Annotated in this window: 12 protein-coding genes; 7 read left to right on the top strand and 5 right to left on the bottom strand. The window is 63.1% G+C overall.

Annotation, left to right across the window (positions count from 1 at the left end):
* Positions 1 to 2: 2 nt before the first annotated feature.
* Positions 3 to 347, bottom strand: coding sequence for a carboxypeptidase-like regulatory domain-containing protein (locus BM400_RS00440; RefSeq protein WP_175528797.1), 345 nt, complete (start codon positions 345 to 347; stop codon positions 3 to 5).
* Between the two features lie 209 nt (positions 348 to 556).
* On the opposite strand from BM400_RS00440, the gene BM400_RS00435 reads away from it, so the two are divergent.
* The 3 genes from BM400_RS00435 to BM400_RS00425 all read left to right on the top strand — a co-directional run bounded on the left by BM400_RS00435 (position 557) and on the right by BM400_RS00425 (position 7,581).
* Entirely contained in the window at positions 557 to 2,095 is a 1,539-nt protein-coding gene (locus BM400_RS00435) for a CoA-acylating methylmalonate-semialdehyde dehydrogenase (protein ID WP_089835603.1), read from the top strand.
* Between the two features lie 95 nt (positions 2,096 to 2,190).
* Positions 2,191 to 3,330: a helix-turn-helix transcriptional regulator gene (locus BM400_RS00430; RefSeq protein ID WP_089835601.1), complete on the top strand. Its 1,140-nt coding sequence runs from the start codon at positions 2,191 to 2,193 to the stop codon at positions 3,328 to 3,330.
* 345 nt (positions 3,331 to 3,675) lie between these two features.
* Positions 3,676 to 7,581 carry a TonB-dependent receptor gene (locus BM400_RS00425; protein ID WP_089835599.1) on the top strand — a complete coding sequence of 1,302 codons (3,906 nt, stop codon included), beginning with the start codon at positions 3,676 to 3,678 and terminating at the stop codon, positions 7,579 to 7,581.
* A gap of 49 nt (positions 7,582 to 7,630) precedes the next feature.
* Here the strand turns inward: BM400_RS00425 and BM400_RS00420 are convergent, their stop codons facing one another.
* The 3 genes from BM400_RS00420 to BM400_RS00410 form a co-directional block, all read right to left on the bottom strand.
* Positions 7,631 to 9,886 (bottom strand): GH92 family glycosyl hydrolase, encoded by a 2,256-nt coding sequence (locus BM400_RS00420; RefSeq protein WP_089835598.1) that lies wholly within the window; start codon positions 9,884 to 9,886, stop codon positions 7,631 to 7,633.
* Positions 9,887 to 10,027: 141 nt separating this feature from the next.
* Positions 10,028 to 10,678 (bottom strand): response regulator transcription factor, encoded by a 651-nt coding sequence (locus BM400_RS00415; RefSeq protein ID WP_141223758.1) that lies wholly within the window; start codon positions 10,676 to 10,678, stop codon positions 10,028 to 10,030.
* The gene (locus tag BM400_RS00410) at positions 10,675 to 12,105 is read right to left on the bottom strand and encodes an ATP-binding protein (RefSeq protein WP_089835594.1); all 1,431 of its coding nucleotides are present in this window, start codon (positions 12,103 to 12,105) and stop codon (positions 10,675 to 10,677) included. The genes BM400_RS00415 and BM400_RS00410 overlap by 4 nt, the downstream gene beginning before the upstream one ends.
* A 173-nt stretch (positions 12,106 to 12,278) precedes the next feature.
* On the opposite strand from BM400_RS00410, the gene BM400_RS00405 reads away from it, so the two are divergent.
* The 4 genes from BM400_RS00405 to BM400_RS21855 are packed head-to-tail and all read left to right on the top strand — an operon-like array spanning position 12,279 to position 18,103.
* Positions 12,279 to 13,430, top strand: coding sequence for an efflux RND transporter periplasmic adaptor subunit (locus BM400_RS00405; protein ID WP_089835592.1), 1,152 nt, complete (start codon positions 12,279 to 12,281; stop codon positions 13,428 to 13,430).
* Positions 13,430 to 16,567 (top strand): efflux RND transporter permease subunit, encoded by a 3,138-nt coding sequence (locus BM400_RS00400; protein WP_089835590.1) that lies wholly within the window; start codon positions 13,430 to 13,432, stop codon positions 16,565 to 16,567. The genes BM400_RS00405 and BM400_RS00400 overlap by 1 nt, the downstream gene beginning before the upstream one ends.
* Entirely contained in the window at positions 16,567 to 17,901 is a 1,335-nt protein-coding gene (locus tag BM400_RS00395; RefSeq protein WP_089835588.1) for a TolC family protein, read from the top strand. The genes BM400_RS00400 and BM400_RS00395 overlap by 1 nt, the downstream gene beginning before the upstream one ends.
* Before the next feature lie 40 nt (positions 17,902 to 17,941).
* Positions 17,942 to 18,103: a hypothetical protein gene (locus BM400_RS21855; protein WP_175528796.1), complete on the top strand. Its 162-nt coding sequence runs from the start codon at positions 17,942 to 17,944 to the stop codon at positions 18,101 to 18,103.
* A gap of 464 nt (positions 18,104 to 18,567) precedes the next feature.
* Here BM400_RS21855 and BM400_RS00385 read toward each other — a convergent pair whose 3' ends face one another.
* Positions 18,568 to 22,014, bottom strand: a complete 3,447-nt coding sequence (locus BM400_RS00385; protein WP_245781599.1) for a TonB-dependent receptor — start codon at positions 22,012 to 22,014, stop codon at positions 18,568 to 18,570.
* Positions 22,015 to 22,092: the final 78 nt, after the last annotated feature.

Raw genomic sequence — 22,092 nt, 5'->3', positions numbered from 1 at the left:
CGTCAATGCAGGGCGATGACGAGATCGATCTCGGCGTCTTTCCGGGTGTCGAATTTGTCGAGCTGGCGCTCCTTCGAGCGGATGCCGCGGAATGTGGCCCATATCTTGTAGTCCGTATCGTTGCCGATGCGTTTGAAGCTGTAAGTGCCGCGGCGGTCGGTGATGAACGAGACGATGCCGTGGGTGTTCTGGTTTTCAAGCTGGACGACGGCTCCGCGGAGGGGCTCGCGGCTGGTGTCGGTGACGCTTCCGGTCAGGTTGCGCGTTCCCTCCTGCGCGTGAAGCGCGAGGGGCGCCATCAGCGTGAGGCAGAGAAGAATGGTCGTGCGGGACGGAAAGCCGGGCATCGTGGTCACCTTGGTTTGGGGCGTCTTATCGGGTTGGATGCAAAGAGGCTCGCTACGGAAGCATCGGAGGCTGGTGCGATCTGCTGCCGGGCGAAGAGTTGCCCTTACCGTGCTTCGCTTCAGCATATCTTGCATGGAGAGCACGACGGGCGACGAATCGCGGTATGATTCTTCTTCTCCGCGATCCGTGGCGGTGAAAGGTGGTTTTCATGTCGAGTACGCTGCTCTCTCCTCTGACCGAGTCTCCGGCTAAGCCGGACAGCCTTCCGCACTGGATCGACGGCAAGCGCACGCCGGACTCCGGTGCGCGGAGCGCGGCTGTCTACAACCCGGCTACGGGGAAGATTCGCACGATGGTGCCGCTTGCCAGTGCGGAGCAGGTGGGCGCCGCAGTGGCTTCGGCGAAGGCGGCTTTCCCGGAGTGGTCGGCACAGCCACCGCTGCGGCGGGCGCGGGCGCTGTTTCGCTTTCGCGAACTGTTTGAGGCGCGCCTGGATGACATTGCGCGGCTCATCACGGCCGAGCATGGCAAGGTCTTCTCCGACGCCAAGGGCGAGGCGACGCGCGGACTGGAGGTGGTGGAGTTTGCGACGGGCATCCCGCAGCTTTTGAAGGGCGAGTTCTCGGAGCAGGTGGGCGTCGGCATCGATAGCTGGTCGATGCGGCAGCCGCTGGGCGTCGTCGCGGGGATTACGCCGTTCAACTTTCCGGCGATGGTGCCGATGTGGATGTTTCCCATTGCGCTGGCGTGCGGCAATACCTTTGTGCTGAAGCCGAGTGAGCGCGACCCGAGCGTGTCGCTGTTGCTGGCGGAGCTGCTTAAGGAGGCTGGGCTGCCGGATGGCGTCTTCAACGTGGTGCATGGCGACAAGACGGCGGTGGATGCGCTGCTGGACCATCCCGATGTGAAGGCCGTGACGTTCGTTGGGTCCACGCCGATTGCGGAGTATGTGTATCGGCGCGGTACGGATGCGGGCAAGCGCGTGCAGGCGCTGGGCGGGGCCAAGAATCACATGGTCGTGATGCCCGATGCTGATTTGGACCAGGCGGCGGACGCGCTGGTGGGCGCGGCGTATGGTTCTGCGGGAGAGCGGTGCATGGCGATCTCGGTGGCCGTTGCGGTTGGCGATAAGACGGCGGATGCGTTGATCGGGCGGCTGCGTGCGCGGATCGATACGCTGGTCGTCGGCGATGGGATGAACCCGAAGGCAGAGATGGGGCCGCTGGTGACGGGCGCGCATCTGGATCGCGTGACGGGGTATGTTTCGCTGGGCGTGGAGGAGGGCGCGGAGCTGATCGTCAATGGCAGGGAAGCGGCGTTGCCGGCGGGCGATGGATTCTTTATCGGGCCGTGCCTGTTCGACCATGTGCAGCCGCATATGCGTCTGTACAAGGAAGAGATCTTTGGGCCGGTGCTCTGTGTCGTGCGGACGACTCACTTCGATGAGGCGCTTGGACTGATCAACGATCACGAGTATGGCAATGGCACCGCCATCTTTACGCGGGACGGCGATACGGCGCGCGCCTTCGCGAACGGTGTGCAGGCAGGCATGGTGGGGGTGAACGTGCCGATTCCCGTGCCGATGGCCTTTCACAGCTTTGGCGGGTGGAAGCGATCGCTCTTTGGGGATCATGCGGTGCATGGTCCGGAGGGCGTGCGCTTCTATACGCGCATCAAGACGGTGACCGCGCGATGGCCGACCGGGATTCGCGCCGGTGTCGATACCGTGATGCCTACGCATGGCTAGCAATATGTAACAAAAACACTCGAATCGGGTGGCCTTGAAGGGGTGGATGTCGAGTAGGATACACACATCCAACGCATCCTCGGGGCCACCCTTTCATGATCTCTCTGGACATCTTCTCCAGGCTTCTGCAGGCGCTGTACGCCGCGCCGCTGCAAGAGGAGAGATGGGAAGAATTTCTCAATCTACTGTGCGAGACTACCGGCTCCACGGGCGGGTTCTTTCTGTGCGCCGACAGCAGCCTTGGACTGTCGATCCGTGCGCAGGGTGGAGGAATGGTCCTCGACTCGTCCGACCTAATCTCCTACCGTGAGACCTACGCTCCCAAGGATCCGTTGCGGATGCCTGCCATCCGCAGCGGGAAGCTTGGTGTCATCGATTGCGAGGAACTGCTTCCGATGGAAGAGCTGCGGAAGTCCGAGCTCTACCGCGAGATGGTGAAGCCTCTGGGGCTGGAGCATCCGTCGCTGATCATGCTGACGTGCACCATCCGCCGGTTTGAAGCGATCAGCTTCTGGCGCAGCCCGCAGGAGGGGCCGATGCCGGAGAAGTTTACGCATCTGCTGCATCTGCTGGTGCCGCACATTCAGGCGGCGCTGCAGATTCGCCAGTCCCTCGGGGTCGCCAGGCAAAGGCTGGAGGGGGCGGAGGCGATGGCCAACGCGAGCGACACCCCCACGCTGATTCTCTCCGCAGCGGGTGCCATCGTGATGTCGAACGTTGCCGCCGATGAGCTGCTTCGTGCCGAGGACGGCCTCAGCCGCAGGGATGACCGGCTGGTGGCTGCCAAGGGCCGGAATCAGAGCGCGCTGGACGCGCTGCTGCGGCGCACGGCCACGGCGAACTTCTCGCACCTGGATCCCCGGGGCGGGCCGCCTTTGCTGTTGCACCGTTCGTCGGGGTCACAACCGCTGATTCTGCAGGCCTCGCCGCTGCCCGGTGGCACGGGCTTTGGGTCGGGGTCGATCCTTCTGCTGATCACCGATCCAGAGAGACCGATCCGTCCGGCGGACGATGTGATGCAGGCGCTTTACTCCTTTACGCCGGCGGAGGTGGAGATCGCCAACGGCCTGATCACGGGCTACTCGCTGGTGGAGATTGCGGCCCTTCGCCGCGTGTCGGTGGGGACGGTTCGGGGGCAGATCAAGAGCATCTTCTCGAAGACGAAGACCTCCGGGCAGAGCGATTTGGTCCGACTTCTTACCTGTCTGCCCCGTGCGCAGCCGACGCAGAGTTGAGCAGGGGATGCTCGAGCGAACTCTCGATCGAGCTTTTGGACCTGCTTGGGTTCCTCTATTTAGATTCTTGAAATGAGATACTTGCAGAGATGGATCTCTTTGCGGGGGCTTCTGCCTGCCGTGTTTCCATGTGGCAGAAATGGACTGACCATTTCTCATTGGGATTTGGAGAGGTTTTATTTCCAGGAAACTATTTTCCTATTGACATCGGTAGGTGCGGTTCTCTAGAGTCTGTCCGAATCCAACAGGTTTCATTTGTATCGTTTCGGAGGCTCCATGACTCACCACGTTCTATACCCCTTGCCTTCCCAGGCCCGACGGGGTTTCTCTCTCATCCGCTCCCGCATGGGGGCCTATGTTTTGCTGTTCGTTCTGTCTCTTGGGCTGCTTGTACCCCGCGCCCTGATGGCGCAGAACGCAGGAACCGGCGCGATTGAAGGTACCGTGCAGGACTCGACCGGCGCCGTCGTGCCGAATGCGACCGTGACGGCTCTGAACGTCAATACCGGTCTTTCGACCACACGTACGACGACCTCGGGCGGCTTCTACAGCATCGGGACGCTGCTTCCCGGCACGTACAAGGTGACGGTCACGGCGACCGGCTTCCGCACGTTCGTGCAGGAAAACCTCGTTGTGGACTCGTCGCACACCTCGGGTTTGAACGTGCCGCTGACCAACGGCGCCACGACCGAGACGGTGACTGTGACGGAGATTCCTCCGGCGCTGGAGACGACCAACGCGACGCTTGGCGGCACGATCGAAAACAGCTCGTACACCGCTCTGCCGGTCATGATCTCCGGACTGCAGCAGCGTGATGTGACGCAGTTCTCGAATCTTCTGCCCGGCGCGCAGGTTCCTCCGGGAGGACGTTCGTCGATCATCGGCGGCACGGCACAGCGTCTTGGCGAACTGTACCTCGACGGTCTTCCGCTGACGACCATCTCGCAGCAGGGTGACAACCGCCCTGTGTTCAACGTTGTCCCGCTCGAGGCGATCGACGCGGTGCAGGTGGTGACGTCGGGCTTCTCGGCGCAGTACCAGGGCGCGGGTCTCGAGAACTACAGCACCAAGTCGGGCGGCAACAAGTACCACGGCTCGGTTTTTGAGTACATTCGCAACACGGCGTTCGATGCGTGGTCGTTCTCGGCCAAGCCGGGCGGCGGAAACACGGTCACGGTCATTCAAAACGGGGCAGCCGTGAAGGTCCCAGGCCCGAAGACGCCCGAGCATCAGAACGAGTACGGCTTCACCATCGGCGGACCGATCAGCATTCCGAAGCTCTTCAGTGGCCACGACAAGCTGTTCTTCTTCGCGACCTACGACCGGTTCAAGTCATCGCAGGGCGCCAACCCCAGCGCATCGACGCTGCCTTCGACGTTGATGCGCTCCGGTAACTTCCAGGAGCTGCTGCCCACGACGGCGGGTGGTCTCGGCAATACCTCGGGCGCGAACTACGCCATCTACGATCCGACCACGCAGGCGAGCTGCACCGCGCACAGCACCAATGGCGCATGCCGCTACCAGTATGGCTACGGCCCGGGTGCGGCGAACGGCCCCGGCGGCGCTCCGGTGAGGACGACCGCCCCTGTCAACGTGATTCCGGCGAGCCAGCTTTCGCCGATCGCGCAGTATCTGGAGAAGTTCCTGCCGGCTCCGTCGATCGACCAGACCGGTGTGATCCAGAACAACTACATTGCGGGTATTCCGGCCGGCTACCAGAACTGGATCTACTCCGGACGCGTGGATTACGCGATGACGGACAAGAACCGCATGTCGTTCCTGTACACCTCGGGTAGCCGTAAAGCGGTTCCGTACACGTCAACCACGACCAACTTCCCTGTTCCCTATCTTGCCTCTACGCTCTCTACGGTGCAGGGTCACTATCTTGCGCTCGAAGATACGTACACGATCAGCTCGAGCCTCGTGAACCAGTTCAAGGTCGGCTACATGTACTTCGGTGGTCCTCCGGTCCGCAACCCGACCAACGGCATCACGCAGTATGAGTTGAAGACGGCCGGCGTCACCGGTCTTCCGGCCGGACAGGCTTCGGAGAACTTCCCGGGCGTGATCTTCGGCGGAAGCAACGCGCAGACGACGTGGGCTTCGCCCAGCACGGGCAGCACCTCGGTCTCGAACACCTTCACCTTTGTCGACAACGTGCAGTGGGTGAAGGGCAATCATGCCATGACCTTCGGCTTCCAGTACCAGGCGCTGCAGAACAACGCCAGCACTGCGGATACCGGATCGTTGCCGGTGAACCTGAACTTCAGCACCAACGATACGGGCAATGTGCTTGGCTCGAACTTCGTCTCGGGTACGGGCTACTCGTATGCCAGCTACATGCTGGGTGCGGTGGGTTCGACGAGCGTGACGCAGCAGAGCTTCTCGGTGCTTGGCGGCCGCTTCCACCCCATCTCGCCCTATGTGCAGGATGACTGGAAGGTCACGCCGAAGCTTACGCTCAACATCGGCCTGCGTTGGGACTACTTCCCGACCTATAACGAGACGCTCGACCGCTGGTCGTTCCTCAACCCGACCATCACGAATCCCGTCACCGGCAACCCTGGCGCACTGCAGTTCGCCGGCAACCGCGTGGGCGCTGGCGTAAGCTGCCTGTGCCGGTCGCCGGTCAACAACTGGATGAAGAACTGGGGACCGCGTCTCGGGTTTGCCTACGCTCCCGATGCCCACACGGTCTTCCGTGGTGCGTACTCTCTGCTGTACTCGCATGGTGGTGGTACGGGTGGTGCCGGCGGTGCCGGTACGGGAACGGGTCAGGCTGGATTCAACAGCGTTGCCAGCTTCACGGACAACTCCTCCGGACCTGCCTTCTACCTGAACAACAACCCCGCTTTCGTGAATTCGAATGCGAACTTCGGCGGACCCGGCTACAACCTCGCCCCGGTGGCTCCGATCTCGGCGGCCAGCCAGGCGCTGAACGTGGGCTATTACGTCAACGGTGCAGGCGCATTCAGCGGAACGGGCTCGGGCATTGCCTATGCCGACCCGTACGTCGGTGGACGCTCGCCCGAGATCTCCTTCTACAACTTCGGTATGCAGAAAGAGTTCGTCAAGGACGTGACGGTCACGGCCAACTACGTTGGGACGCAGAGCCACTTCCTTGCGGGTGCCGCGAATATGCGCGGTCTGCAGTCGGGCCAGATGGATCCGCGTTACCTCGCACTGGGCAGCTATCTCGCCCGTCCTGCGACGCAGGCCAACATCAACGCAGCGCAGGCTGCCACCGGCATCACCATCCCTGTGCCGTACGCAGGGTATGTGGCGGCCGCGTCCCTCAGCACCAGCGCAACCATCCAGCACATGCTGACCTGGATGCCCCAGTATTCGGGCACGACGGACACGTGGGGCACGGTGGCCAACTCCAACTACAACGCCTTCCAGCTCTCGGTCGAGAAGCGCATGTCGCATGGGCTTTCGATGACCGTGAACTACACCTACTCGCGCAACATCGATGACGCCGGCACGGCTCGCAGCGGTTGGGCGATTCCCGCATCGGCGACTTCGGATGGACGTGCGTGGTCGCAGAATCGGATCGATCGCTCGCTGAGCGGAAACAACCTGCCGCAGCTCCTCACGATCTTCGGCGTCTACAAACTCCCGTTCGGCAAGGGCGGCATCGGCAAGGACAGCGCGATCGTCCGGGCCATTGGCAGCGGATGGCAGCTCTCGGAGATCTACCAGTACTCCTCCGGTCTTCCGCTCGCGATCGTCGGCACCTGCAACAGCACGCAGAACGTCGGACAGGGAACCTGCATGCCCGACTTCAATCCGAACTTCAGCGGAAGCGTCCGTACGGGCGGCGGCTGGGGACAGGGAGCCACGGCCGCGAACCTCGCGACCAAGAGCTACCTGAACGGCTACATTCAGGCGACGACCTCGGGCTCCGGCACCAACGGAACCGCGGCGGTTGCGTGTGCCTCCAGCAACGGTCCGTTCTGCAACTCGCGCGATTACTCCATCGGCAACCTGACCCGCATGGCCCCCTACGGGCTGCGCGGACAGAGCCCCTACCGTCTCGCGATGACCGCGAGCCGTACCTTCGATATCACCGATCGCTGGAAGTTCCTGTTCCGCGTTGATTGCCAGAACGTCACGAATCACACGACCTTCGGCAACAACGCGCAGAACAACCAGATCGGTGTCAACGTCAACAGCTCGAACTTCGGAACGCTCAACTTTGCCAGCGCGGATAGCCGTGCGTTCCAGTTCTCGGGCCGCATCAGCTTCTAAACCACGCACTGCAAGAATGCCCCGGACGCCTTGTGCGTCCGGGGCGTTTTTATTGGGTGACGCAGGTGCGATAGCCGGGGTCGCTCATCGAAGGCGGGGGCGTCGTGCGGCCCCATGCCGAAGGGGCAGAGCCCATGGTGAAGACCAGCTCCGCGCCATGCTCGATCTGTGCGTGGCGGAACCAGGCGTTCGGCAGATCGACGCCGTTCAGCGTCACGGACTGCACGTAGTGGTTCAGGCCGGCAGGATCGAGACCCTTGGTGGTGATGCGGAGCGTTTTGCCGCCAGCGAGCGCGAGGGAGGCCTGCGGCAGGCTGGGGGTTCCGATGAGATACACGTCCTGTCCTGCCACCGGGTAGATGCCGAGTGTCTGGAAGATCAGCCAGCTCGACATCGCGCCCGAGTCGTCGTTACCGGGGATGCCCGCGCGGCTGTCGGTGAAGTACTTTTCGAGCAGCAGATGCACGATGTCGGCGGACTTGTCCGGACGGCCGGAGTAGGCGTACAGCACAGGCATCAGGAAGCCGGGTTCGTTGGTCACGTCGAAGTGGCCGCGGCTGAAGATGAAGTCCATGCGGTCGTTGAAGCGCTGGTTGCCCCCGGCCATCTCGATGAGGCGTCGCATATCCTGCGGAGCGTAGAGCGAGTATGTCCAGATGTCGCCCTCGTACATGAAGTCGGGCCAGGTGCCTCGGACGGTGAGGTAGGGATCGGCCCAGGTGCCGTCGGCCTTTCTGGGGCGCAGGAAGCCTTTGAAGCCGGAGACGAGCATGTCCTTGTCCCAGAGGTTCTCGAAGTTGTGGGTGCGGCCGAAGTACTTGGCCGCTTCGCCGGTCTTGCCGAGGCCGCAGGCGACCTCTCCGATGGCGAAGTCGTCGTAGGCGTACTCCACGGTGCGTGAGCCGGCGCGCTCGTCGTTGAGGGTAATGTAGCCGCGCTGGTTGTAGTCCTTCAGGCCGCCGCGGCCTTCGCGCTGCGGGTCTTTCGGAGGCACCTCGGCGTCTTTGACCATGGCGGCGAAGGCGGTCTCGTAGTCGATGCCCGTCATCCCCTTGACGAAGGCGTCGGCGATGACGACGTTGGCGTTGGATCCGCCCTGGGTGCGTCCGTTGTCGTTGCCGCTGCGTGCGTCGGGCATGTAGCCGGTGTGCCGGTAGATGTCGACGAGGGAGCGGATCATAGCGCGTTGGCGGTCGGGCGAGATGAGCGTCAACAGAGGGCTGGAGCTGCGGTAGGTGTCCCAGATGGCGTAGAAGTCGTCGTAGTAGGGCTCGCTCGAGGTCCATCCGGGATTCTCGCCGGTGCGGTCGGCGGGCATCAGCATGACGTGATACATGGCGGTGTAGAGCATGCGCCGCTGTGCCGGGGTCTCGCCCGCCATGTGCAGCTTGCCGAGCTCCTTGTTCCAGGCCGCCACGGCAGCGGTCCGGATGGCGGCGAAGTTCCATGCGGGGGCCTCGCTGCGGACGTTCTCCTTGGCCTGCTCCGTGCTGAGGAAGGAGATGCCAACCTTCATCTGGACGGCTTGCCCCGCGTGGGTTTTCAGGGCGAAGTCGATCCCGACGGGCACTCCCCTGCCGACGCTGGCTTGTTTCGCATCGATCAGGTCGGCGCCGTTCCATAGATGCGTCTGCGCGGCTGGCGTGTCGGTCACCAGGTAGAAGAAGACGCGGTACTCTCCGCCGTTGTTCCATCCGCCCTCGAACCGGGCCATGCCCTGCGCTTCGTGGTCGGAGAGGACGCGGATGTCCGCGCCGAGAAAGCGCTGGGCCTCATAGCCTGGGCCGAGGCCGAGTGCTGCGGCTACATTGACGGTGAGGTGGGCGTCGTTCGAGGCTGGGAAGGTGTAACGATGGAAGCCGACGCGGCGTGTGCCGGTCAGCTCCACCTTGACGCCGTAGCGGCTGAGCGTGGTGGCGTAGAAGCCTGCCTCCGCCGTCTCGCTGGTGCGCGGGGAGCGGATGTCGGCGGGGTCCAGATGTCCGACCACGGGAGCGACGAGGATGTTGCCGTACTTGCCCTGCGCGCCGCTGAGGTGCAGATGGGAGAAGCCGAGGACGTTACCGTAGCTCGAGTAGCCGAAGCCGGAGCGGCGGCCGTCGAAGGTCTCCATATCCGGGCCGAGCTTGACCATACCGAAGGGAAGGGCCGCGCCGACGAAGGTGTTGCCGCCCCAGTCCACGCCGATGAAGGGATCGACGCTGCGGGTGTAGTCGGGGGCTTTTGTCTGGCCCGCAGCGGAGCCAACAAGCATGGCCACCGCAATGGCCGACAGACGAGCGGAGAGAGATCGCAGAGAAAGCATGAGACCTTATACCGCATCGGGGCGCGGTTCGTTTCCGGACCCAGGCCACCGTCGAGACAGGGCCAAGGCGGAGCGTGGTGGAGGTGCCGCGAACAAAGGAGCAGACTTCCCGGGAACGATCTCGGATGTCCTTGTCTGCTCTCAGTTGTCCGGCTTCGCCTGTAGCTCGAGCGCGATGCGAACCAGTTGCGACCTGCTTCTTACCCCGGTCTTCTCGAAGAGCTTCTGCAGGATTGCCTTGATGAGACTCTCGGAGAGCTGCAACTGACTGCCGATCTCCTTGTTCGTCAATCCCTCCAGCACATAATCCAGCACCATGCGCTCGCGGCTTGAGAACAGCGGCTCAGTGGTCTTCTCCGGTGGCTGCGTTCCCTTCAACAAAGACAGTGCCACTCCCGAGGAGACCCACTGTTCGCCGCGCGCCGTTCTCCGCATCGCGAGAAACAACTCCTCGGAAGGTTCGTTCTTCAGGAAGATCCCCACCTTCGCCTCATGCACCGCGTATAACATCTCGGTCGCGTCCATCCCTGCGGTCACCAGAAGAATGGGCATCGCGGGCCGCATGCTGCGCAGCCGGGCCGCTGCCGTCAGGCCGTTTGTACTCGCCTCGTTGCTCCCATCCAGGTCGAAGTCGATCAATGCCAGATCGCAGGCAAGTCCTTCGGCGATCGCGTACGCCGCATCCTCCGCGTTGCCATAGGTGCCGGTCACCGTCCAGTCCGGCTCGCCTTCGAGGAGCCGACGCAGGCTCTCGCGAAACAGGGTGTGGTCATCGATCAGCATCACGTTCATCGGCAGCACTCCGCATCGCTTTCGTTCACGGTCTCGACGGGCAGAAGCTCCACCACAAACACCGCGCCGGCAGGGTTCGGCTCATATCGCAGATCGCCATGGAAGCTCGTCACAAGGGCTCGCGACAGATACAGCCCCATCGAGAGCTGTCCCGGCTTGCGCTTCGCCGTCCGGAACGGATTGAAGAGGTGATCGGGATCGGCGATGCCGCTTCCGTTGTCGGCGACGCGAATTTGCACAAACCCTTTCGTCTTGCGCACGCTCAACGTGAGCCGTGCATCGTCCCTGTCGGCAAGTGCGGCCTCGGCATTGCGGATCAGGTTCAGAAATACCTGCAGAAGACCCTGTGGATCGGCCCACACCATCGCCGTGTCTTCGCCCTTGTCCCAATCGACGGAGACGCCGGCTTCGCGCAGCGAGGGACCCACGATGATCCGAAGGTCCTGAAGAAACCGGTTCAGATGGACATGACCCGCCTGATGCTTGACTTGCGAGAGCTCCACGGCCGCCAGCCGCTCCAGCGTCGTGGTCAACTGTTGCAGCGCCTTGAAGTCTTCCTGCGCAACCAGGTCAGGCCTCTGCGTCGCAAGCTTCTGCTGCACGAATCCGATCGCTGCGCAGATGTTGCGGATCTCGTGCGATACCGACCCCACCAGCAGACGCAGCCCGGTGAGCACCTGCTCCAGGTTAGCCTCCTCGCGGTCGCGAATCTCCTTCGACGAGTCGACGATCATCGCCGTCAGGCGGTTGCCCTCCGCCGTACGATAGGTGGAGAACCACACGTCCGCGAAGAAGGGTTCAAGGTCCGCACGCAGCCCCTGGCACTGCATCATCGTCTTCAACTGCCGCTGCCCGCGTCCCATGCTTGGCGCGCGCGCCAGCGCCGGAATCAGCTCCGCGATGCCCTGCCCGGTCAGCTTCAGGGGCTTCTCGCCGCCTCCGAACAGACGTTCCGCTGCATCGTTCGCCTGTAGAATCCGGCCCTGCTCATCCGAGGTCACGATCGCGATGGAAGAGGTGGTGACCAGAAGGCGAAGCTGTTCCTCTGCCTGCTGTCTGGCTTCGCCCTCCAACTCCACTTCATGCAGATGCTCTTCCTCTCGTCTGCGATTGGCCAGCACCTCCGAGACGTAGAGCCCTGCCGCCGTATAGGCGATAAAGTACAGCGCATCGCGCGGAATACCCTGCGCCACGCTCCATGGGAAGGCGTCGGCCATCTCCGCGATTGCCGTACACAGCGCGCCGAAGGCCGGGATCTGCCAGCGAGAGAGCCCTGTCCCCGCATACGCGGCGGGTACGAGGTACACTAGCGCGAGCGGCACCTGTGCATGAATGTTCAGATCCACAATTGCGATGACGATCATCAGCGCAACTGCTTCCATCACCACATACGCTGGTCGCCGGCTCTTGAAGATCTTCGCCCACATACCTAACAGCCTACGGGCTTGCGAGACGATTGACGAGCGTCAAAAGGAACGGCTATCGAAAGATATAACCGTCTGCCTTGAAGATAGTTCCGGGTATCGTTTGCCGCCCCTAGGCTCGAATCCAGATGAGTGCGCCTCAGCCAATCCGCAGTACCCTTTCTCGAGTGAATGCAATGACCCGATTCCAGTCGCACCTCCTGGCCCTTGCCTGCGTTGGCCTCGCACTCACCGGATGTCGCAAGCAGGACGAGGCCAGCCGCGAGGCCAAAGAGGCCCCGCCCGCCGCGCCCGCGACCATCGAAACCGGCAGCACAGGGACCGTCAAGGTCGATAAGCCATCGCAGTTCCCCTTGGTCTCCGCTTCCACGCGCCAGATGGCATCGACCCTGAACGCCACCGGCTCGGTCAACCCGGATATCTCCCGCGAGCTGCCGGTGCTTTCGCTGGCCAATGGCCGCGTCGTCAATCTGCGCGTGCGCCTCGGCGACATCGTCCACCGCGGCCAGCCCATCATGGACGTCCAGAGCCCCGACATCTCCACGGCCTTCGGGACCTACCTCAAGGCAGTCAGCGACGAGCACCTGACCAGGATCACGCTCGACCGCGACAAGCTCCTCTATGACAAGGGGGCCATTCCGCAGACGCAGCTTGAGGTCGCCGAAAACGGCGAGCAGGACGCCCAGTCCGCGCTGACCGCCTCCGAGCAGCAGCTCCGCATCCTCGGCGTCGACAAGAACCACCCCAGCGACACGGTGACCATCACCGCTCCCACATCCGGCGTCGTCATCGCGCAGAACGCCACCGCCGCGGGGGCTGCCGGAGTCGTCTACGCCGGCGCCGCCGGATCCCTCACCATCGCCGATCTTTCGCACGTATGGGTCATCTGCGATGTGTATGAGAACGACCTCGCCAGCGTCCATCTCGGCGAACAGGCGGAGATTCGCCTCGCCGCCTATCCCGGAAAGGTCCTTCAGGGCACCATCGGAGATATCGGCGCCATCCTCGATCCCGCCATCCGCACCGCCAAGGTACGCGTCCAGGTCGCGAACCCGGGCGGCATCCTGCGGCTCGGCATGTTCGCCACCGCAACCTTCCGCAGCGCGCAGCAGGCCACGATCATCACCATTCCGGGCGACTCGATCCTTCATCTCCACGACCGCGCCTTCGTCTTTGAGCCCGCAGGTTCGGAGGGCACCTTCCGTACGGTCGAGGTCAAGACCGGACGCACGCTCGATGGCAACTTCGTCGAGATCACCTCAGGCCTCAGCCTCGGTCAGCAGGTCGTAGCCAACGCTCTCGAACTGCAGAACACGGCGGCCCAGTAATGATCCGCAAGATCGTCGACTTCGCGCTCAACAACCGCTTCATCGTGCTGGTGGTTGCGGTTCTCCTCTTCGGATGGGGAGCCATCTCCTTCCATAACCTGCCGGTCGAGGCCTATCCGGACGTTGCCAACAACTACGTCAACGTCATCACGCAGTGGCCCGGCCGCGCGGCAGAAGAGGTGGAGCAGCAGGTCACCGTGCCGCTTGAGATCGGCATGGCCGGCATCCCGCACATGACGCATCTGCGTTCGACGTCGCTGGCCGGGCTCTCCAGCGTCACCATGATCTTCGACGACGACAGCGTCAACGACTGGAATCGCGAGAAGGTGCTCGAACGGCTCTCGCAGGTCACGCTGCCGAACAATCTGCAGCCCCAGATCGGAACCGACTGGAGCCCGGTCGGCCAGATCTTCTGGTACACCCTCGAGAGCGACAACCCCGCCTACGACACCATGGCGCTGAAGAGCCTTGAAGACTGGACCCTCGAGCGCCAGTTCCGCAGCGTTCCAGGCGTCGTCGATGTGTCCAGCTTCGGCGGACCCACGCGGGAGTATCAGGTCATCCTGAACCCCGACAAGCTGGTGCAGTACGGCCTCTCCGTCGCGCAGGTCAAGCAGCAACTCGCAGCGAACAACGTCAACGCGGGCGGCAGCTTCATCGAGGTCGGACAGCAGCAGATCAACGTGCGCGAGGTCGGTCTCTTCCGCACCGTATCCGACATCGAGCAGACCGTGCTCAAGACCCAGAGCGGCACCGCGCTCCGCGTCAGCGATATCGCCACCGTCACGCAAGGCCCCAAGATCCGCCTAGGCCAGATCGGCAAGACGATCCGCCGCAAGGACGGCAAGCTGGTAGAAAATCAGGATGCCGTCGAGGGCATCGTGCTGCTGCAGAAGGGCGAGAACTCCGACGTCACGCTCGAAGCCATCCACGAGAAGGTCAAGGAGCTCAACGAACGCATCCTGCCTAAAGGCGTTCGCGTCGTGCCGTTCCTGGATCGCAGCGATCTGCTGCACCTCACCACGCACACCGTCCTGCACAACCTCACCGAAGGCATCGTCCTCGTCGTCATCATCCTGTTCCTCTTCCTGGGCAACCTGCGCGGCGCGCTCATCGTTGCGCTGACCATCCCGTTCTCGCTGCTCTTCGCGTCGATCTGCCTCGACCTGCGCCACATCCCGGCCAACCTGCTCTCGCTCGGTGCGCTCGACTTCGGCATGGTGGTGGATGGCGCCGTCGTCATGATCGAAAACATCGTCCGTCATCTCAGCCACGGACGCCGCGCGGACATGACGCCCATGCAGCAGATCCGCGAGGCCGCCTACGAGGTGCAGCGCCCGGTCTTCTACGCGATCGGCATCATCATCACGGCCTACCTGCCTATCTTCACGCTGCAGTCCGTGGAAGGCCGCCTCTTCAAGCCGATGTCGTGGACGGTGGCCTTCGCGCTGCTCGGCGCTCTCATCTTCTCCATCATCCTCGCGCCGGTGCTGGCCAGCTTCCTCTTTCCCAAAGGCACCACCGAGTGGGAAAACCCTGTCCTCAAATACATCACCGCCATCTACCGCCGCACCGCGCAGTGGGCCATCGAACATCGCAAGGTCACGATCTCGGTTGCCCTCGCCGCCTTTGCCGCGACCATCTTCCTCGGCACATCCGGTGTCGTCGGTTCGGAGTTCCTGCCGCACCTGGATGAAGGTGCCATCTGGGTGCGCGGCACACTCGCCCCCAGCACCGGTCCCACGGAGAGCAAGGCCGTCGCCGACCGCGCCCGCACCGTGCTCGCCTCCTTCCCCGAGGTCAAGCAGGTCATCAGCCAGATCGGCCGTCCCGACGATGGCACCGACACCACCGGCTTCTTCAACACGGAATACTTCGTCGATCTGAAGCCCAAGGCCGAGTGGCGCCCCGTATTCAACGAGAACAAGGAAGACCTCATCGGCGCCATGAACCGCGAACTCGAGAAGGCTCCGGGTGTCATCTGGAACTTCTCGCAGCCCATCTCCGACAACGTCGAAGAGGCCGTCAGCGGCGTCAAGGGCGAGCTCGCCGTCAAGCTCTACGGCACCGACCTCAAAACCCTCGAAGCCAAGGGCGATGAGATCGTCTCCGTCATGCAGGGCATTCCGGGCGTCGCCGATCTCGGCCTTTTCCGCGTGATCGGGCAGCCCAACCTCAACTTCGTCGTCGACCGCGCCGCCGCAGCTCGCTTCGGCATCAACGTCTCCGACGTGCAGGACGCCATCGAGAGCGCCGTCGGCGGCAACGCCGTCACCCAGGTCCTCGAAGGCGACGCCCGCTACGACGTGACCGCCCGCTACGGCCTGGGTTACCGCGGCACACCGGATCAGATCGCGAACGTCCGCATCGTCTCGCCCAGTGGAGAACGCGTCTCCCTCGCCCAGGTCACCAAGCTCCAGATCGAAGATGGAGCGGAAGAGATCTATCGCGAGGGCGGTGACCGCTACGTCGCCATCAAATACAGCGTGCGCAACCGTGACCTCGGCAGCACCGTGCAGGAGGCCATCGACAAGGTCGGTCGCCAGGTCAAACTCCCCGCCGGCTACAAACTCGACTGGGCCGGTGAGTACGAGAGCCAGAAGCGCAGCTCGCGCCGCCTCATGATCGTGCTGCCTCTCACGATTCTGCTCATCTTCATCATCCTTTACACCATGTTCGGCTCCTTCAAATGGGCCGTGCTCATCCTCGCCAACGTGGCCATGGCTCCCTTCGGTGGCATGCTCGCACTTCTGCTCAGCCACACCCACTTCAGCGTCTCCTCGGGCGTCGGCTTCCTCGCGCTCTTCGGCGTCTCCGTGCAGACCGGCATCATCATGCTGGAGTACATCAACCAGATGCGCGTCGCCGGACACAGCGTGGAAGAGGCCGCCATCGAAGGCGCCGTTCTCCGCCTGCGTCCCATCATGATGACCATGCTGGTCGCCACCCTGGGCCTTCTGCCCGCGGCCCTCTCGCATGGCATCGGTTCGGACTCGCAGCGTCCCTTCGCCATCGTCATCGTCGGCGGGCTGGTCGGTGCGCTTCTCATCAGCGTCTTCCTCCTGCCGACGCTTTACGTCTGGGTCGCACGCGACACCGACATCCTTCCCAAACGGGAGATGGAGTTTGAACATTGATGCGATTCCAGATCGTCTCACCCGCACTTTTGCTTCTGCTGACCGCCACGCTGCCGGCGCAAACCGCACCGGCGGCAGCGCCCACAGCCGCGCCGCAGGCAACGCCCTACCCCTACGCCACCACACCAGGGCCCGATCCGCGCAAGCCGCCCATGTCCAGGCCGGGTGCTTACACCATGCAGCAGATCGTGACGATGGCCGAGGCCAAGAACCCAACCCTGCTCGCCGCGCAGGCGAACCTCCGTGCCGTAAAGGCGCAGGAGACGCAGGCCGCCGTTCGCGTCAACCCCGTCTTCACCCTCTCCGGCACCAACGTCACGCTGCCCGCGGAGGGCGCCTCCAACCCATACAGCTACAGCGCGCAGGTCTCACGCCTCTTTGAGCGCGGCGATAAGCGCCACTGGCGCGTCGACGCAGCCCAGGCAACCACGCAGCAAACCCAGGCCCAGCTTGAAGACACCGTCCGCCAGACCATCCTCACCATCAAGCAGGCCTTCACCAAAATGCTGGTGGCCAAGGTCGCCCTTGAGCTCGCCAACGCCAGCCTCAAGGACTATCGTCACGAGGTCGAGATCAGCCTCGACCGTTACAAGGCAGGCGACCTCGGCAAGCTCGACTACGAGCGCCTCGACCTGCAACTCGCCAGCTTCGAAAGCGACGCGGCCAACGACGAGATCGCACTCCTGCAGGCAAGCGATCAGCTCCAGACGCTCATCGGTATCGAGACCCCCAGCGATCAGTTCGACATCGCAGGCGACATCGTTCCACCGCCCATCGTCAGCACCCGCACCGACCTCATCCAGCAGGCCATCCTGCACCGTCCCGACTATGCCGCCGCGCGCGCTGCCGTCAGTGCGGCCACGGCAAACGTCCGCCTCGCCGTCGCCAACGGCACCACCGACCCCACCCTCGAAGGCGAATACGACCGCAGCGGCACCTATAGCTCCGCCGGCTTCTCCGTCAGCATTCCCCTGCGTCTCTTCGACCGCAACCAGGGCAACAAGGCAACCGCGAAGTACCAGGCCGACGCCTCACGCTTCACCGAGACCGCCGCCCGCAATCAGGTCGTCTCCGACGTCGATCAGGCCTGGGTCGGATACACCCGGGCCAAGGCACTCTCCCTCCGGTACAGCGACCACTACCTCGACGAGTCGAGGGACGTCCTCGACATCGCGCGCTTCTCCTTCGAACACGGAGGCCTCGCCCTCATCGACTATCTCGATGCCCTCCGCGACGCCCGCTCCTCCACCAACGACGCCGTCAACGCCTTCGCCAATACGTGGAATGCCATCCACCAGCTCAGCGCCGCCAGCGCGACCGAACTCACACCGTAACAAGGCGACCGGGATCCGCCGGCCACCGAGAGGAGGGATCATGAAAGTCCCTGACGTGCGCTCCGATTCCCCATGGTCGGGGCGCAGGTTGTTCGGAGTGGCTGCTCTGATCCTCTGCGTGGTTCCGCTTCTGGGTGTCCTCGTCGTCATCCTGGTCCAGACCTTCGGCACCCTCCTCGATCTGGCTCATCTCCACCGGTAGCATCAACGGCATCGCCTTCCCCGCGCGTTGCCGGCCTCCGCTGTCCGGCGTCATCCCTTGACGTGAAGGGCTGCAAAGACCAGCGTACCGACGAACGCGGCAAGAAGCAGCCAGGTGCCCAGCACGAACCAGAGCTGCCCTTCCGCTCCGGTATCCATGCTCGCCCTACGAGGCAGGCGCAGTCTCCGAAACAGCAGGAAACGCGGCGTGGCATCTTCCTGCACGCACGCGTAGCCTGTCTTTCTCAGTTCGGACTCACGAAGATCCCTTATCCTGCGGCGAATACGATGGGAGTTATCCACGACGGAAGCTGTTCTTCCCGGAAGGGGGCCACGCGTCTTCTTGGTGTACATGTCCTGCGTCCTCGCACTGATCTCGCATGAAAGCGGCAGCGCCGGTACAACGAAAAAAGGAGGCGAGAAGATTGATCTTCCCGCCTCCGGCTGATGGTTGAGGGAGGCGGCTTAGAAGTCGATGCGAAGAGCCGCCTGCCCCGTACGATTGCCTGCGCTCTCCGCCGTCTGCGCGCTCGTCAACTGCCCGAACTGCGAGTTGTCGATGGCGGTGACGGGCGGTGCGAAGTTGGTGTGGTTGAGTACGTTCGTGAAGGTGGTCTCGAAGCGTCCGTGAATCCGTTCGGTCAGTGCGAATCGCTTGGCAACACCCATGCTGACCGCCGCGGTGCCTGGCCCTTCGATGATGCCAACCCCTGCATTGCCGAACCGGCCCACGCCAACCGGAGTGGGCGCGAAGTACAGGCCCTTGTAGCTCACCGCGTTGGGAGTGCTGGCGGAGACCACGTCCGGACGAAGCAGCGCGCTGCGGTTGGCGACGTTGGTGTTCGACTGATCGGCGGATCCGGCGATGCTCGGCGTAAGCCAGGGGCCTGTCTCGAGCATCGTGATCGTGGTCAGGTCCCAGCCTCCGAGCACCGCATCCGTCAGCCGGTTCGTGTTCATGAACTGGCGTCCCTTGCCGAACGGAAGCTGGTACACGCCCGTCAGCAGCATGCGGTGGCGGCGATTGCCGGACACGTTGCCGAGGTTGCGCTGGATGTGGAAGCGATCCGCGACCGGCAGACCGTAGTTGACCTCGCCGGCATACGTGCTTGGCGTGTCGCCCTGGTTGTCGGCCTCGTTCTTGGCGAAGGTGTAGTTGGCATCGACATACAAGCCATGTTCCAGCCGATGAGTCGCCTGCAGCTCGAGCGCGCGGTAGTTTGCTTCGCCTGCGTTGAAGGTGCTCAGCAGCGTGGTCCAGTTCTGGTACGGAGCGCGGCTGTCCACGTAGAGACCGGCGGTCGCACCGGAGTCGTAGGGGGTCGTGCTCGCCGCAATCTGGTTCAGATCCTCGGTCACGCTGAGGCGATACGTGTGCATGCCCACGTAGCTGGCGCGCACGGAGGTGGCGTGTGTCACCTCACGTTCGAGCGTAACGTTCCACTGGTTCGATTGCGGGTCGCGGAAGTTCGGATCGACGCCCTGGTCGAGACCGCCGCCGCCATAGACCGGGCCGCCGGCCGTGGCGGGCGAAGTCTGCGGGAAGACGATGGAAGGCGTGTTCGGTCCGGCCAGATTGCTGTTCGTATAGATGTGCAGGTTCGAGGTAGGGTTACCGCTGTTGTTGAAGGAGAGCGGTCCGAGGTTGGTCATGGTGTACATGCCGAAGCCCGCACGCACGACCGTCTTCACATCGTTGAAGGGGCGATAGGCAATCGAGATGCGCGGCTGGAAGTTCTTCTTGTAGCTGTTGCGCAGTCCCTGCGGCAGACCATCCTGGCTGGCCGTCACGTACTTTGTGCAGGGCTGCGCCGTCTGGTTGAGGTTGCAGGCGTTGAACGACTGCTGAAACGCGAGGTTGGAGCTGGTCAGGTTCTGTGACTTCAGATACGACGCAAGCGCATCCGGCACGACGATGGAGTTGGTCTTCTGATCGAAGTTGGCAAGGTTGCCGCCATCCTCCGTGAAGCCCGGGAGAATTTGCCAGCGAAGTCCGTAGCTGAGGGTCAGGTGGTTGTTGAGCTGGTACTCGTCCTGCGCGAAGAAGCTGAACTGCGTTGCGGTGCCCCCCACGTCGGGGCTGGAGACGGCGAAGTTCAGCGTGGTCGGCGCGCCTTCAAGGAAGTCGCCGAATGCATTGCCCGTGAAGTGATCGTTGGGGCCCGTGCCGAAGCTGGGCTGGAAGACGAAGGCGCCGAAGTCATCCGAAGCGAACTGCGGAGCGAAGCTCTCGAGGTCGAAGTAGCGGACACGGCGGATGTCGACGCCGCCCTTCAACGTGTGCCTGCCGACCGTAAAGGTGAGGTTGTCGCTGAACTGCGTGGTCTTCGATTGCGTGATGCCGGCCTTATCGCGGCCGATCGCGGTGAAGGGTGTACCTGCGGTGAAGTTGAAGGTGGGAAAGGCATGCGTCAACGGATGCTGGCTGATATCGACGCCCGTAAGATTGAGCTGGCTGAGTGCGGTCGAGCCCTGAATACCGAAGTTGACCGCCGTCGTCACGTTCGTGAAGCCGAAGCGAAACTCGTTCAGCAGCCGGGGAGTAATGGAATAGGTGTGCGAGATCAGAAGGCTGCGATTGTGAATCGAGTCCACGTCATTCGGCAGAAAAGGGTTGGCATAGTTGGAGGTGATGTTCTTCCGGCTGAAGCGTGCGTAAGCCGACATCTTCGACGAAATGGTCTGGTCCACGCGAAGATCCGCGCCGTCGGTCTGGGCCGGTGTGGCCTGGAAGTTCTGGTAGTTGATCGCGCTGGTGTTGGTCACGCCGGGCACGTTCGGCAACGGGTAGTAGGCAAGCACGGCCTTCGCCGTCGCGCTGATCTGCGAGGGCGCAACCGTGGGTCCACCGATATCTCCCAGGTTGCCCGCGCGATCCGCGGCCGTTGGCACCACGAACTGCTGCAGCACAGCCGTCGAGCGGCGATTGCCCTCATAGTCGGCAAAGAAGAACGTGCGATCCTTGCCGTTGTACAGGTGCGGCATGCTGACGGGACCGCTGAGCGAAAAGCCGAAGGTGTTGAACTTCTTCGGTGCCTTGTTCGTGAAGCCGTAGGGGTTGGCATCGAGCGCCTGGTTCTGCAGGTACTCGAACACGCTGCCGTGATAGTCGTTGGTGCCGTTCTTGGTCGTGAACGTCACGTCGCCGATCTGCGAAAACTCCGCGCTGTTGTTGAACGCCGTGACCTTCACGCCTGCGATGCCTTCCTGCGAGGGATACGCATCCTGCAGCGCGCCGTTCTGCCGTACGTTGGCAGTGGAGATGCCATCGACCGAGAAGTTCACCATCGACGAACTTGCGCCGCCCAGGGCGATGTTGCCGGAGCTATCCGTCTGCACATTGGGCGAAAGAGCAAGCGCACCCAGCGGGCTCGTGGTCGTGGCGCGGTTGTTCAGCGGCAACTGCGTCATCTCGATGTTGGTCTTCGAGTCGCCGAGCGTGGCGTTCTCGGTGTTAATCTGGTCGGCCGCACCCGAGACCTCGACCGTCGTCATCTGCTGGGCCACCGAGAGCGTCGCCCCAAGCCGAAGATCCTGACGCGCTTCCACGGTGATGCCGGAGACGACGGTATCGGCGAAGCCCTCGCGATGCGCGCGCATCACGTACTTGCCGGCCTTCACATTCTCGAAGATGAAAGCCCCGGACGAGTCTGCGCTGATCGTGCGGTCGGAGTTGTCGTCCACGCTGTGCAGCACCAGCTCCGTGTTGGGGATAGCCGCACCGGTCGGGTCCTGCACGGCGCCGCGTACGCTGCCGAAGGTCGACTGCGCGTGCGCGGTCAGTGTCGCACCCAAGAGCAGGCAGCCGAGAAGAACAGGCAGCACTCTCTTCGGTGTGCGTTTGCCGATGGTGTGCGATGCAGCCGAATCCTCTGGATGGGATATGCGTGCTGCTGCGTTGGATAATGCCATGCCAAAAAGGCCTCTGCGGTCGTTCATTGCGATTCACCTCGTGTCGAAGACAGCCGACACTTTCAGTGAAACGAAAAA

The sequence above is a fragment of the Granulicella pectinivorans genome (assembly GCF_900114625.1).
GTDB lineage: Bacteria > Acidobacteriota > Terriglobia > Terriglobales > Acidobacteriaceae > Edaphobacter > Edaphobacter pectinivorans.
Note: the sequence above shows the minus strand (reverse complement) of the source record. Positions and strands in the feature narration are given on the sequence as shown.